Source organism: Stenomitos rutilans, from assembly GCF_059505485.1.
On sequence record NZ_JCACKR010000090.1, the window covers coordinates 427,535 to 440,941 of the forward strand.

At 45.9% G+C, this 13,407-nt stretch carries 13 protein-coding genes; 11 read left to right on the forward strand and 2 right to left on the reverse strand.

Going from position 1 to position 13,407, the window contains the following annotated elements; translation table 11 throughout:
* Nucleotides 1-268: 268 nt before the first annotated feature.
* From AC5JLP_RS18015 to AC5JLP_RS18045, 7 genes are all read left to right on the forward strand, one after another.
* Nucleotides 269-1,906 carry a GMC oxidoreductase gene (locus AC5JLP_RS18015; RefSeq protein WP_496069313.1) on the forward strand — a complete coding sequence of 546 codons (1,638 nt, stop codon included), beginning with the start codon at nucleotides 269-271 and terminating at the stop codon, nucleotides 1,904-1,906.
* Between the two features lie 56 nt (nucleotides 1,907-1,962).
* The gene (locus tag AC5JLP_RS18020; protein ID WP_496069314.1) at nucleotides 1,963-3,066 is read left to right on the forward strand and encodes an NAD-dependent epimerase/dehydratase family protein; all 1,104 of its coding nucleotides are present in this window, start codon (nucleotides 1,963-1,965) and stop codon (nucleotides 3,064-3,066) included.
* 398 nt (nucleotides 3,067-3,464) lie between these two features.
* Complete coding sequence (locus AC5JLP_RS18025; RefSeq protein ID WP_496069315.1) at nucleotides 3,465-4,340, forward strand: glycosyltransferase; 876 nt, start codon at nucleotides 3,465-3,467, stop codon at nucleotides 4,338-4,340.
* A gap of 37 nt (nucleotides 4,341-4,377) precedes the next feature.
* Nucleotides 4,378-5,505 carry an NAD-dependent epimerase/dehydratase family protein gene (locus tag AC5JLP_RS18030; protein WP_496069316.1) on the forward strand — a complete coding sequence of 376 codons (1,128 nt, stop codon included), beginning with the start codon at nucleotides 4,378-4,380 and terminating at the stop codon, nucleotides 5,503-5,505.
* A gap of 10 nt (nucleotides 5,506-5,515) precedes the next feature.
* On the forward strand, nucleotides 5,516-6,766 hold the full coding sequence (locus AC5JLP_RS18035) for a glycosyltransferase family 4 protein (RefSeq protein ID WP_496069317.1): 1,251 nt from the start codon (nucleotides 5,516-5,518) through the stop codon (nucleotides 6,764-6,766).
* A gap of 119 nt (nucleotides 6,767-6,885) precedes the next feature.
* A complete protein-coding gene (locus AC5JLP_RS18040) occupies nucleotides 6,886-8,715 on the forward strand; it encodes an ABC transporter ATP-binding protein (protein ID WP_496069318.1) in 1,830 nt (609 codons plus the stop codon).
* Nucleotides 8,716-9,169: 454 nt separating this feature from the next.
* Entirely contained in the window at nucleotides 9,170-10,228 is a 1,059-nt protein-coding gene (locus AC5JLP_RS18045; protein WP_496069319.1) for a hypothetical protein, read from the forward strand.
* Nucleotides 10,229-10,241: 13 nt separating this feature from the next.
* Here AC5JLP_RS18045 and AC5JLP_RS18050 read toward each other — a convergent pair whose 3' ends face one another.
* Nucleotides 10,242-10,487, reverse strand: a complete 246-nt coding sequence (locus tag AC5JLP_RS18050; RefSeq protein WP_496069320.1) for a transporter suffix domain-containing protein — start codon at nucleotides 10,485-10,487, stop codon at nucleotides 10,242-10,244.
* A gap of 36 nt (nucleotides 10,488-10,523) precedes the next feature.
* Here AC5JLP_RS18050 and AC5JLP_RS18055 point away from each other — a divergent pair, with 36 nt between their 5' ends.
* From AC5JLP_RS18055 to AC5JLP_RS18070, 4 genes are all read left to right on the forward strand, one after another.
* Entirely contained in the window at nucleotides 10,524-11,108 is a 585-nt protein-coding gene (locus AC5JLP_RS18055) for an LOG family protein (protein WP_496069321.1), read from the forward strand.
* 310 nt (nucleotides 11,109-11,418) lie between these two features.
* The gene (locus tag AC5JLP_RS18060) at nucleotides 11,419-12,099 is read left to right on the forward strand and encodes a general stress protein (protein ID WP_496069322.1); all 681 of its coding nucleotides are present in this window, start codon (nucleotides 11,419-11,421) and stop codon (nucleotides 12,097-12,099) included.
* A gap of 92 nt (nucleotides 12,100-12,191) precedes the next feature.
* Entirely contained in the window at nucleotides 12,192-12,650 is a 459-nt protein-coding gene (locus tag AC5JLP_RS18065; protein WP_496069323.1) for a BON domain-containing protein, read from the forward strand.
* A 272-nt stretch (nucleotides 12,651-12,922) separates the two neighbouring features.
* Nucleotides 12,923-13,204, forward strand: a complete 282-nt coding sequence (locus tag AC5JLP_RS18070) for an HU family DNA-binding protein (RefSeq protein ID WP_496069324.1) — start codon at nucleotides 12,923-12,925, stop codon at nucleotides 13,202-13,204.
* Between the two features lie 22 nt (nucleotides 13,205-13,226).
* On the opposite strand, the gene AC5JLP_RS18075 is transcribed toward AC5JLP_RS18070, so the two are convergent.
* Nucleotides 13,227-13,355, reverse strand: a complete 129-nt coding sequence (locus AC5JLP_RS18075) for a hypothetical protein (protein ID WP_496069325.1) — start codon at nucleotides 13,353-13,355, stop codon at nucleotides 13,227-13,229.
* Between the last annotated feature and the right edge of the window lie 52 nt (nucleotides 13,356-13,407).

Below are 13,407 nucleotides of genomic sequence, written 5' to 3' on the forward strand. Positions count from 1 at the left end.
GTATGGTGAGCCGAGCTGCGTCACCCAGCTTTAAATTCAGTTGATAGAATATAAAAAAACAGTAAAGATGAGACTAGAGAGGTTTAAATAGTTTTTCGCCTTGCTGTAGAAAGTAGTGGTCTGCGCGAAACTTGGTAGTGGTTTACGGGAGACAGCAGTTTGTTAGCTATCGCTAGCTACAGGCTGTGTCAGGTAGGAGGTTCGCGGCATAGAGCCAAAGAGCTTTATTGTTATATGTCTCTAAGTTGTATATCTCTAAAGAAGCTTAATGATTATTGACGCTCGATCATTATCTCCAGGTGAGATCCTTGAAACCCACGTTTGTATCGTCGGAGCTGGTCCCGCAGGTATAACGTTGGCGCGCGAGTTTGCCAATCAAAATTTTCAGGTGTGTTTGGTAGAAAGCGGTGGCTTTGAGTTCGATCAAGATACACAATCGCTTTGTGATGGGGTTGTTGTTGGCGATCCGTATCCAGAAATTTCTGAGACTCGTCGCCGCCAATTTGGCGGCACCTCACACTGCTGGGAAGGACCAAACGGTTACAATCAATCAGGTTTTCGCTGCTTACCTCTAGATGATATCGATTTTGAGCAGCGTGATTGGCTTCCCTATAGTGGGTGGCCTTTTACTAAAGCTGAGCTCAATCCGTTCTACGAGCGAGCACATCAGGTTTGCCAAATTGGACCGTTCGCTTACAGCACGGATGCTTGGGAAGTAGACCGTGCTGTACCACTTCCTTTCAAAAGCGATCGGGTCACTACAACCATGAGTCAGTATGGGCTGAGAGACCCATTCACTCACGAATATCCAGAAGAGATTAAGCGCACTTCGAATATCACCACCATCGTTTATGCCAATGTGGTTGAGATTGAGGCTGACAATACTACGCAAGCAATCACGCGTCTACGGATTGCCAACCTACAAAATCGGCAGTTCTGGCTAACTGCAAAAATCTTTATCTTATCGGCTGGAGGCATGGAGAACGCACGCTTACTGCTTCTATCGAACCAGCAGCAACCAGCGGGTTTAGGCAATCAAAACGATTTGGTCGGTCGCTTTTTTATGGATCGCCCTATCCTGAGCCTGGAGCTAGTGCCTTTTAGCCCTAGACTGCTTGATCAGACAGCTCTCTATGACATCTATCCCGTAAATGGTGTGCCCGTGATGGCAAGAGTGAAGCTGAGCGAAGCTGTGATGCGCCAAGAGCGTCTAATGAATAACGGGGCACAGATATTTCCTAGACCGTTAAAGCATCAACGCGAAGCGATTAATGCACTGAAGTCATTAGTGCTATCTATCCAGCAGAGGCGACTGACTACAGATGCATCCAAGCAATTCCAAATGGCGGTGCGTGGTAGTGACTATATCCTTGCAGCAGCATTTTGGGCTGCGATTAGACGATTGCCAGCGTTCCGACGTGGTGATTGGTCATATCTTCCTTTAGAAAAACGGCGGTTTTCAAAGTTTGAAATTTTCTATCAACTTGAGCAAGCACCTGATCCTAATAACCGCGTTACGCTAAGCCAAGAGCGCGACTGCCTTGGTCAACAGAAAACCGAAATTCATTGGCAACTCAACCCGATCGATGTGAAGCACGCTGCGCGAGTTCAAGAAATTTGGGCAGAGGAACTTGCTCATGCCGGATTTGGTACATTGGAGTTTGCTCGAAAGAAAGAAGACCTAAAATTTGAAAAAACTGCAATGCATCATCACATGGGCGCAACCCGAATGCATGGTGATCCAAAGCAGGGGGTTGTTGATGCGAATTGTAAGGTGCACAGCCTCGAAAATTTATTTGTAGCGGGTTGCTCTGTCTTTCCAACCTCTGGCTATGCCAATCCAACGCTCACAATTATTGCCCTTTCTTTGAGATTGGCTGATCACATCAAAACACTGATGCAATGAGCAATCAACTTGACGCGCATGCTTTTGTAGATGCCAACTTTCATGACTAAGATGAAATGATGAGAATTGGAGTTGTGGGAGCGAGTGGGTTTGTTGGTAATCGAGCAGTCGAGTTGTTTCATGCAGAAGAGACAATCACAGTTCGCCCAATTGTTCACTCTGCTGCTAGCGTTCAACGCTTAACACACAAAGCAGACTATCGCATTGCCAATTCGTTTGATCAAGCTTCGCTAGAAGCTGCCTTTGAAGGATGCGATGTCGTCATTCATTCGATCTTAGGTAGTGCTGGGCTCATTCGTGGCAGCATTACGCCCACTTATAAAGCTGCTCAAAAGGTTGGAGTGCGTCGCGTCATCTATTTAAGTTCGATGATTGTTCACACGTCTGCTCCAGTTCCTGGTACAACTGAGTCTACTCCACTGATTGAGAAACAACCGTTTCTAACCCACACTGCTAAAATTTATGCCGAGCGAAAACTGCTGCAATTACGGCAAAGCGGATCAGTTGAGGTTGTCATTTTTAGACCAGGCATTGTGTTTGGACCCCGCTCACGTTGGATCACGGAACTGGCTGACCAGCTTGTTCATGGCACTGCTTACTTTATCAATGGAGGTCAAGGTATTTGTAACACAGTATATGTAGACAATTTAGTTCATGCTATGCGCTTAGCTTTGACACAACCAAATGCAGACGGCGAAGCCTTCTTTGTTGGCGATCGAGAATTGATAACATGGTTCAATTTTTATCACCCCTTCGCTGAATATTTGGGAATAAACCCAGATCAGATCCCTCTCGTTGACGTGCCCCAATTTACCCACAGCTGGAAGCAGCAGGCTTTAGGATCGGTATGGAACTCGACTGTTATACAAAAGCTGATTGCTTCTATTCCAAATGACTTTAAACAAGTAGCAAAGCATACACTTTCTAAAAAAGAGCCGCGTTCAGGTGAATTAACGGAATCAGCAGCTTCCAATTTTGAACGACAACCTGTAGTGAATGAAATGATGGCAATTCTACAGCAGTCACAATACAAGCTGCCGTTTACGAAAGCAGAAGAAATTCTAGGTTATGAACCACTTGTTTCTTTTCACGAAGGCTGCCAACGATCGATTGAATGGCTGGCTAGCCGCAATTTTATTCACTCACCCGTAAAAAATTAATGCTTAGTTAACTCATGTATGAATAACGAACTCTATTAAGTGCTTAACCCTACGAGGTCATTTTAATCAACGTACCTTCAGCTCAATGCTCTTAAAATAAGGCACTAGTAGCTTGAAAGTCTAATTAAATTTAAACAGCACTGGCAAGAAGGATTTAACCATTCTGGCATTAAACATCCTGTCGTAAGAGAAATATCAAGATCTCAACAAGTGTGGGCTGTAGAATCGACGAGCTTAAACAAGTGTGATACGTTTTAGATATAAGTTGTAAATATTCATTGCTATCTAATTGTAAAGCCTATTACTCCGCTACCTATGGCTTCAGTGCCTCAGTTTGGTTCAGTTGGAACTATGCGGCAGTAATTGTAAAGTCGTTAATCCGTCAGGTGAAATGAAGTATGGGACAGTTTAATCATTTTTTTCTAACCAAATTCAACGTGAGAAGCTTTCCAGAGCTTAGACCTGGTTGCGATCCTGCTTGGCTCGAAAACAGGTTCAGATTGTTCGACCAGTTCTGTTACCCGTCTGTCTATAATCAAACGAATCAAGACTTTAAATGGTTGGTTTTCTTTGATGCTGATACACCTGAAGCATTTAAACAAAAGATTTCGGATTATGCTGAAAAATGGCAGAATTTTGTGCCTTTATATTTAGACTTTCCGCTTCCTTACGGTCAGTTTCCAGATCGAGCCAGAGACATTGTCCGTGCGGTTGTCACAGATGATTGTAAGTACCTCATCACAACCTGGCTGGATAATGACGACGCAATTGCTAAAGATTACGTTCAAATGATTCAAGAGAACTTCAACCAACAAGAATGCGAAACTGTGAACTTCATGTTTGGCTACCAATTGTGTAATGGCAAAGCCTATTTTGACTTTGAGGTTGCTAGCCATTTTATTAGCCTTATTGAACGGTACAATCCTGATTCATTTAATACTTGCCTTTGCAGACCGCATAAGGAGCTTTATGAAGTTTGTCAATCTGCCAAAAAGATTTTGTGTAAGCCAGCCTGGGTCGAGGTGGTTCACGACTCAAACTACATGAATGTTCATCGAAGGGGCTTTAGGGTGCCAGCAGGAGAAATATTGGATGCGTTTTCAATCAAAACTGATATTCCACACGAAGAAGAATCTAAGTTCCCCTTTTTTGTTGAGCAAGCAAATACGCTTCTATTCTTCCCTTACTACTTTCTTAGAAGAGTTTTTCTGAGAATCAAATACTACCAGTTTAATGAATTAAATATCAGTCATTTTCAACTAAAGAACTATTAGCTAGGTTAAGGTACAGTTTGGTAGGAGTGAAAATTTTATGAAGGTTCTAATTACTGGCGGTGCTGGCTTTATTGGCAAGTGGTTAATAGAAAAGCTGCCACCTGATGCAGAAATCATTGTAGTTGATCTGCTGGACAGGCAGGTTCATCGGAAATTGCATGGCTTTGCACCTGAAATCAAAGAACGGGCAAAGTGCATTCAGGCAGATGTCCAAGACATAGAAGCATACAAAGCAACTATTGAGGGAACAGATGTTGTTATCCATCTGGCATCCCAAACGGGCACTGGACAATCAATGTATGAGATCAGTCGCTATGTGCAGCACAATGCCAATGGTACCGCTAAGCTGTTAGAACTCATTTCATCGTTAGAGCAGAAGCCACGCCGTATTATTCTTTCCTCCAGTCGTGCAGTTTACGGAGATGGCGCTTATACGGATGGCGAAGCAATTCACTATCCTAAGGGGCGCTGCCTAGAAGACCTACAACAAGGAATTTGGGAGGTCTGTAGCAGTAGCGGTGAACTTTTGACTGCAGTACCTATGCAAGAAACCCACCTCACGAAGCCTACTTCTGTGTATGGATTAACCAAACTCTGGCAAGAGCAGTTGTTGCAAAGCTACTGTGAAAGCCAAAATATCGATTTAGTTACATTGCGCTTTCAAAATGTTTACGGACCGAAGCAAGAGCTGGGTAACCCTTACACGGGTATTATCGGTATCTTTACTAATGCGATCGCTCAGGGTAATTCCCTAGAAATCTTTGAAGATGGGTTGATGACCCGCGATTTTGTCTTTGTGGGGGATGTGGCTGAGGCTGTAATTAAATGTGCAATTTGTGAGAAACCGTTAAACACAGTGATTAACATTGGTATGGGTCAAGCTGTAACGCTACTGGATGTGGTTCAAGCAATCTCAGAAATTGTTGGTAAACCTGCACAATATACTGTTTCGGGACGCTTTAGAGTAGGAGATATCCGTCATGCAGTGGCAGATATGAGCCACTACAAAACCGTCTTTGGGCCGTGGATACCCACCTCGCTTAAGGATGGGTTAATCCAATATCTAGACTGGTATCTGGGGCAGGAACCACTCAGTCAGTCGGCTCTTCAAGCATCCTTTAAAGAGATGGAACAGACTGGTCTATTGCTAACCAAACAGAAATAAGCATCAGGCAATGAGCGGAGTCAACGTTTTACACCTGAGTACGTCCGATGTTGATAATGGGGGAGCACGTGCTGCCCATCGATTGCATCTAGGATTGCAGGCCATAGGGTGCACCTCTCAAATGATTGTGAGGGCAAAATTTGGGGCCGACAACACGGTTACAGCAGAGCGATCAGTTCTGACTAAATTGGGCCCACCTGCCTCTGGTTTACCGTTGAAGCTGTATCCAAAGTGTGACTCTGGCATGTTTTCGTCTCAGTGGTTGCCTGATGTACTTGCTTCTAGAGCCGCTCAAATCAAGCCAGATATTATCAACCTTCACTGGATTTGTAACGGATATCTGCAAATTGAAACGATCCCTAGATTGAAACAGCCACTAGTCTGGACGTTGCATGATATGTGGCCCTTTACTGGTGGGTGTGACTATGTTCGGGAATGTGAGAATTACAAAAAGGCTTGTGGAGCCTGTCCGCAGTTGCATAGCAATCTCTCTTGGGATCTCTCTCGCTGGGTTTGGCAGCGAAAAGCAAAAGCTTGGAAACATACTGACCTGACTCTTGTTGCGACGTCTTCCTGGATGGCTGATTGCGCACGCGCTAGCTCACTATTCCAAGATCGACGAGTTGAGTTAATTCCTTTGGGGTTGGATACTGAAAGATATAAGCCAATCAATCAAAAGGTTGCTCGTGATTTGTTAGATTTGCCTCAAGATAAGCAACTAGTGCTTTTTGGTGCAATTAATGCAACGTCTGACCCTAGAAAAGGATTTCAGCTTTTGCGACCCACACTTCAGAAAATTAGCAGCCGTGGATGGGGAGAGCAGATCGAGCTGATTGTTTTTGGTTCCTCTAGACCCGAAAATTCGATTGATCTGGGGTTCAAGACCCACTACTTAGGGCATGTGCGTGACGATCTTGTCCTTGCACTGATTTATTCATCTGCTGATGTTATGGTAGTGCCGTCTACCCAAGAGGCGTTTGGACAAACGGCCTCAGAATCTATGTCCTGCGGGACCCCAGTTGTTGCTTTCAATGCTACAGGGTTGAAAGATATTGTTGATCACCAGCAAAACGGCTACTTAGCAACTCCATTTGAAATCGAAGATTTGGAGAAAGGGATTATTTGGGTATTGGAAGACAAAGAGCGGCACCACGAACTCAAAGTTCAGGCTCGAAAGAAGAGCTTACGAGAATTTTCGTCTCAAGTGCAGGCTAGCCGCTATTTATCACTATACAAGGACGTTTTAAGAGGATTTGAGTGAGTTATTCTTGTGTCATCCTTCACATGATGATGAGCCACAAACGAGGCTTAAGTTTGATTTGAGCATGCTTATTTGAGGATGGCACTTCTTTACAGCGCGTAGATAGGAGTTAATAATTCATGAAATATCTAGCGAAGTTTTTATACGTTATTTCTGTTCGGCAAACTGAACTGACTCTAATTATATTTCTTTTTCTTACGATTTCTTTACTAGATGCTGTAGGTATTGGATTGGTGGGCCCATTTATTGGCTTGGCAGTCAACCCAGGGCTGATTCAGAAGAATGATATACTATCAAGCCTTTACAAGTATATAGGCTTTCAAGATACAAATAAATTCATTGCATTACTAGGTTTAATAATCATCGTAACTTTTTATCTTAAATCATTCTTCTACTACCAAATTCAGAACTATGTTTATAAGTTTTGTTACGCTCGGCAGGTTAAATTGCGCCTCAGATTGATGGACGCTTATCTCTCTGCTCCTTATACGTTTCATTTGAGAACTAACTCCGCTCATATTCTTCAAAATATTGGTGGCGAATCTGCAAACTTTATTTATTCAATTGCGATCCCACTCTTAAACTCAGTTGCTAATGGCTTTGTTCTTCTAGTTCTTCTGTTGCTACTAGCTAAGACAGATTTTGTAGCAACGGTGAGTGTCTTAGGTCTTCTCCTGGTTGCTATTGTTCCTTTTCACTACTTTAGGCACAGTGTAGCTCGTTGGGGAAAAGAAGGGCTTGAAGCTAACACAGAAACGGTACGGATTACCAATCATGCCATTGGTGGATTGAAGGAAACCAAAGTGATTGGATGTGAGGAATTCTTTAAAGCTCAACTCAACGGCCAAACCAACAAATATGCAAAAGCTGCGAGCCGTTTCCATGTTTTCCAGTTACTGCCGCGCATCGTAGTAGAGACTCTTTTGATTACGTTTGTTGTAGGGTTCGTATCCTTATCTTTGGCTTTTGAACAGCGTGCAGAAAGCCTAGTTTCTGTATTAGGTATTTTTGCGATAGCGTCAATTCGTCTAATGCCATCTGCCAGCCAACTTATAGCTTCTATGGGCTTGCTCCGTAATAATGAACCTACTCTTGACAGGCTCTATTTGGATCTTAAAGAGTTAGAGGTCTCAGAAGCTAGATGTCTTGCGGAAAAAACTCGTGGAGCAGCTTTAGAGAGTTTTAATCAGGAGAATTCTGGTCATTTGAAAAGTCTCAAAACAGAGACTCTCATGTTTAGAAATAGAATAACTCTTGATAGAATCAGCTATTGCTATCCCGCCGCCGCTTCAAATGCTCTCAAAGAGGTTTCATTAACAATTCACAAAGGTGAGTCGATCGCTTTGATCGGTAAGTCAGGCGCTGGGAAAACTAGTTTGGTAGATGTTCTTCTGGGGCTGTTGATTCCGCAGTCGGGTGATATTCAGGTTGATGGTTTCTCTATATATGAGAGGTTGCGTTCTTGGCAAAATTTAATTGGTTATATTCCACAATCTATTTTTCTAATCGACGACACGATTGCAGGGAATATAGCTTTTGGGGTTCCATACAATCAAATTGATCAGCGAAAGCTAGATAATGCAATTCGTCTCGCTCAACTTTCAGAACTGGTGGCGCAACTGCCAGAAGGTATTCAAACCGTAGTTGGAGAACGGGGTACTCTATTGTCTGGAGGGCAGCGTCAGAGAATTGGGATTGCTCGTGCTCTCTATCATGAGCGAGAAGTTTTAGTGCTGGATGAGGCAACCTCTGCGTTAGATAACGAAACAGAACAATTAATTAGTGAGTCGATTCGGTCATTGAGTGGCACGAAAACTATCATCATTATTGCTCACCGATTGACAACGGTTAAAGATTGCGATCGCATTTACACAATGAGTAAGGGACAGATAATAAACAGCGGCAGTTACCAGGAGATTGTGTTAGGAAATCAGATTCCTCAATCGTGATTGCGCTCTATAACAATCTTCTTTGCGTGAGTAGAAATGCTTAAAGGGTTTGGATTGCTAAAAAATTTAGAGATGGTTTGTAAGAATCAGAATGACCTCTTTAATTGGTGGCCTCATAGTTCTAGAACAAGAATAAACCATCAAAGCGCGGTTCCTAAACGACTCCAAATATTGAGATCGGTGTGTTGAATGTTTGATTGAAATTGTGCTTGATATTGATAACTATCGATGTACAAGGCGGACTTTTTATAGAGTGTTTGACTTTGGCGGTCGTGATCCTATTTGGATGTGGTACGGCGTAACAACCCGGTTGAAGTGAGATTGGCAGAGTTGTACATTTCTAAAGCTAGATAACTCTGGAACAGGATATTCAGTTGGAGCAAAACCTAACTAACCTCTTTCCAGCCTTGCTCGAGGCGTGCCATAATGATGCGACTGTTGCCTGAGTACGCTAATGGTACAAGCATCTCAACGTTTAGACGCTATCCATAGCGTTTCAAGAGCTTTTGAGCCGAGTGTAGATCTTCATTTTCGGTTGCCTGACCCGAAGGATGAGCAAATCCCCGAAGTGGAGTTTCAGGAGCAGGTGGAGCAGGCGTGGCAAGTGTGCGATCGCTTCGACCTACAAACCGACATTTGGCGCGGGCGGATCTTGCGAGCTGTACGCGATCGCGAAAAGCGACATGGCGACGAACGGGGTACTGGCTTTCTTAACTGGCTGAAAGATCGGGAGATCAGCAAAAGTCAGGCATACGCGATGATTGAATTGGCAAACAGTGCCGATACGTTGCTAGACGGCGGCTACTTGGAACCGGAAGATGTCAATCAGTTTAGCAAACGCGCCTTTGTAGAAACGGCACACTCGGCTCCTGAAGTGCAGCAGATGGTGAGCGATGCCGCGCATCGGGGCGATCGGATCACCCGCCGCGAAGTCCGCCAGTTGTCGGATGACTGGACGGCGATGACTTCCAACCTGTTGCCTACCGAAGTGAAGCAAAAAGCGGCTGACCACACCATCCCGGCAAAGTACCTGGCTCCGCTGGTGAAGGAAATGCAGAAGTTACCAGAGAGCCATCAGACATCTATTCGAGATGCCGTTGCCGAAACGCCCGATGTCGATACGCTGAAGCAGGCAACGTCCGAAGCAAAGTATCTGTGGCGCTATTTGGAAGCCGCTGCCAATGTGCAGGCATTAAACAATGAATCGCTGGATCTGGAACTGGCCTTGGAAGAAGCGCTTCGCCTTGGGTGCCTTAGTTCTGCGGCTGATCTGGTCAACCACGCTGCCCAACTTGAGCAAACTGTCACGAAGCTCTACCTTACCTGGAAGCGGCTTAATGCCTTATCCGAACGGCTTTACCTTGATAGTGGTGCTAGTACGCCTCATTTGAGAACCCTCCTGAGTTGCCTTTCCCCCCTCTCCAATGACATCATCGAAACCTCGCTGACAGGCGGCGGCGATCGCACCATTCGACTGCAAGTGCTAACAAACGTGGAACTATCAGAAGCTTAGCCGCTGGCCTCCGTTACCTGCGAAGCAACCGCTTACACCGTTGCCAGAGCAAACGGGGGTTAAGCCAATGGCGATAGCGTTCTGCCACGTCCTTGCCCACCAATAGTGCCCCAATCCAAAACAGTAGCTCACCGAAAATGAGCAATCCTGGCACTAATGCTGCTTTTTGGGCAAGAGTCAACGGCAGTAGCGGCACCCCTGCGATTGCCACCCATGCCAGACACGAAACAACAATGAGCACGACACCAAGCTGCTTCATGACAATCACCTAGCCCCTGTCACTGCTTTCCCTCTCATGATGAAACATCTCTGCGTTTTCTGTGGGTCCAATCCAGGTGCTCGACCGACTTACACCAGCATGGCTCAAGCAATGGGGCAGGCAATGGTTAGACGTGGGCTAGGTTTGGTGTACGGCGGCGGTAACGTGGGCTTAATGGGCACGATCGCAGATGCTGTTCTAGATGCAGGCGGCGAGGCGATCGGCGTGATTCCCCAATCTTTGGTGGCAAAAGAGCTGGCTCACAAAGGGCTGTCCCAACTTCGCATTGTTGGCTCTATGCACGAGCGCAAAGCCATGATGGTTGATCTAGCGGATGGTTTTATTGCACTTCCAGGCGGCTTTGGCACGTTTGAAGAATTTTGCGAAGTGCTGACCTGGGCACAGCTTGGCTTTCATCAGAAACCGTGTGGTTTGCTCAATATAGAGGGCTATTACAGCCCACTGATCGCCATGTTCGATCATGCGACTGAGGAAAAATTTGTGCGTCCTCCTCACCGATGGCTCGTTTTAGAAGCCCAAGACCCCGATCAACTGTTGGATCAATTCGCATCCTACGAGCCGATTACCTTTCAAAAATGGATCGATCACCAGGAAACCTGACGCTAAGAGGACTTACGTACCTGAAGCTTAAAGCCTGATCCCCTTGCCCCTCTTAACAAAGGAGAAACTCCAAAAGCCCACTTCTCATAAGGATTTGGGGATCTAATCACGTCAACTCTGACTAGTTTTGACGCTACGACGACGAAAGTCAATCAATTTACACCACAATCGTGTCCTATCCAAAGGCCAGGTTAAGGTATCTCTTCTGACTGAGGAGAATATTAAAGGTAAAGAGGAAGATAGGTGATGTAAATAACAAATCTATTTCCGACCTTGTGCATGGTCAGTGTGTGAGGTGGAAGGAGGAAAAATGGTTTTAGGACATCATAAGCGTGCAGTGGGAAGCTTTTCTAGCTACCGAGATGCAGAAACGGCTGTGCGTGAGCTAAGAGATAGCGGTTTCCCAATGGATCGCGTTTCCGTTGTTGGACGTGACACTGATCGAGCGGCTGAAATTGCTGGCAACGATGCCAACGCTCGACTGAGCGACAAGAGCAAGCAAGTGGCGCATGATACTCAGGCAGATGAAGGCGCAAAGAAAGGCGCAGTTGCAGGTGGAACACTGGGTGGTCTAACAGGTTTGCTAGTTGGTTTGGGCGCACTAGCAATTCCGGGTATTGGTCCTGTGATGCTGGGTGGCGCGTTAGCTACCGCACTGGCAACAACCATTTCTGGTGGCGCGATCGGTGCAGCAGCAGGTGGCTTGGTTGGCGGTTTAGTGGGTCTCGGCATTCCTGAAGATCGCGCTAGAGTCTACAACGATCGTGTGTCCAGGGGCGATTATCTGGTAATTGTCGATGGCTCTGAAGATGAAGTGCGCCGAGCAGAAGGCATCTTGAGCCATCGCGGTATTCAGGAGTGGGGCGTTTACGATGCGGCAGCGAACGAGAACGCCGATCGTGCTACCTATCCTGCTGGGACGCTCCATACACCCGGAACGCCTTACCCAACGGGCGAAACTACAGCAACACGTCGCGATCCGTTGCTGTAGATATTGGCAATTTCTACGAGGGCGATCGGGGAGGCCGTTCAGGCACTCGATCGTTCCTCCCTAACCATACAAATTTGAGCGAGGACACTACGATGAAGAAGATTATGCCATTGCTGCTGAGTGGCGTTGTGCTAGTGAGTGCAGCCGCCTGCAACAATGCCAAAACAACGTCAGATGCGCCCAGTTCTACCGATACAAACGGACAGGTGCCAAAAGCTGAAAATGCTCAGAATGCTCAAAAAGACGCAACAAACGACGTACGTAAGAAGCAGATGGAGTCTGACATCCGAGCACGGGAACAGCGGAACGACGCTGGTGGCGATCAGATGAAACGGGCCGATGGCGATCTAGAAAGTGAAGTTCGCACTAAGTTAGAAGCAAACATCCCTAATGGTAAGCTCACTGTAGACTCCAAAAACGGTGACGTGACAGTTGCCGGAACCGTTCCAACTCAAGCACAACTCGCAAAAGTTGAGCCACTAGCGAAGCAGATTAAAGGGGTCAAGAATGTTGCCGTTAAAGCAACCGTTGCGCCTCCTAAAGCGAACTAATCAAAGCAACGCGATCGCTCCCATTGCCTAGGCGCGATTGTTCACGGCTCTCGAAACCTTGGCAACGGAACAAACCTTTTCCCTCACTCCTGCTCTAGGGGTGAGGGGAAACCAGTGCAGTCATTTAAAGGAGAATGTCCTTAAAAGCACGGCTGCGTCTGCGTTTGTTTACAGCGGACACAGGATCGCTTTGTATCTCTAAGTAATTAAACTCTTGCACTTTCAAAACCCTCAAGTATAATCGCAGCAAACGTTCCGAGGGATTTTAAGACATGAATAAAGGTGAACTCATTGATCAAATTGCAGCCAGTGCAAACGTAACGAAAAAAGACGCTGATGCTGTACTGACTGCTACGTTGGAGGTGATTCTCGAAACGGTAGCCGCTGGAGACAAAGTAACACTGGTTGGCTTTGGTACGTTTGAAGCACGCGATCGCCAAGCACGGGAAGGACGCAACCCCTCTACCGGCAAACCGATTCAAATTCCGGCTACCAGAGTACCAGCCTTCAGCGCTGGCAAAGTCTTCAAAGAAAAGGTACTCGAAAAAGCATAGCCGCGGTGAGCGATCGCACCCATCAAATCAGTTCTGCTTCGGGTTTTGAGAGCCATTGATAGCTAGCGTAGAAATCGGGGTTCTTCACCAGCAGATGCTCGACCACTCTCCAGGATGCATCTCGTCGAACCCCGGTTTCTGCCAGCTTCATGTGAATGCGTAGCTTCCAACTAGCGCGCCCAATTCCTTTCTCCGTAGGTTGG

What these genes read in the sequence shown, in the direction of transcription:
- AC5JLP_RS18055 (WP_496069321.1), top strand. Translation starts at nt 10,524, where the DNA reads ATGATGAAACATCTCTGCGTTTTCTGTGGGTCCAATCCAGGTGCTCGA.
- AC5JLP_RS18030 (WP_496069316.1), top strand. Translation starts at nt 4,378, where the DNA reads ATGAAGGTTCTAATTACTGGCGGTGCTGGCTTTATTGGCAAGTGGTTA.
- AC5JLP_RS18045 (WP_496069319.1), top strand. Translation starts at nt 9,170, where the DNA reads ATGGTACAAGCATCTCAACGTTTAGACGCTATCCATAGCGTTTCAAGA.
- AC5JLP_RS18060 (WP_496069322.1), top strand. Translation starts at nt 11,419, where the DNA reads ATGGTTTTAGGACATCATAAGCGTGCAGTGGGAAGCTTTTCTAGCTAC.
- AC5JLP_RS18020 (WP_496069314.1), top strand. Translation starts at nt 1,963, where the DNA reads ATGATGAGAATTGGAGTTGTGGGAGCGAGTGGGTTTGTTGGTAATCGA.
- AC5JLP_RS18070 (WP_496069324.1), top strand. Translation starts at nt 12,923, where the DNA reads ATGAATAAAGGTGAACTCATTGATCAAATTGCAGCCAGTGCAAACGTA.
- AC5JLP_RS18065 (WP_496069323.1), top strand. Translation starts at nt 12,192, where the DNA reads ATGAAGAAGATTATGCCATTGCTGCTGAGTGGCGTTGTGCTAGTGAGT.
- AC5JLP_RS18035 (WP_496069317.1), top strand. Translation starts at nt 5,516, where the DNA reads ATGAGCGGAGTCAACGTTTTACACCTGAGTACGTCCGATGTTGATAAT.
- AC5JLP_RS18050 (WP_496069320.1), bottom strand. Translation starts at nt 10,487, where the DNA reads ATGAAGCAGCTTGGTGTCGTGCTCATTGTTGTTTCGTGTCTGGCATGG.
- AC5JLP_RS18025 (WP_496069315.1), top strand. Translation starts at nt 3,465, where the DNA reads ATGGGACAGTTTAATCATTTTTTTCTAACCAAATTCAACGTGAGAAGC.
- AC5JLP_RS18040 (WP_496069318.1), top strand. Translation starts at nt 6,886, where the DNA reads ATGAAATATCTAGCGAAGTTTTTATACGTTATTTCTGTTCGGCAAACT.
- AC5JLP_RS18015 (WP_496069313.1), top strand. Translation starts at nt 269, where the DNA reads ATGATTATTGACGCTCGATCATTATCTCCAGGTGAGATCCTTGAAACC.
- AC5JLP_RS18075 (WP_496069325.1), bottom strand. Translation starts at nt 13,355, where the DNA reads ATGAAGCTGGCAGAAACCGGGGTTCGACGAGATGCATCCTGGAGAGTG.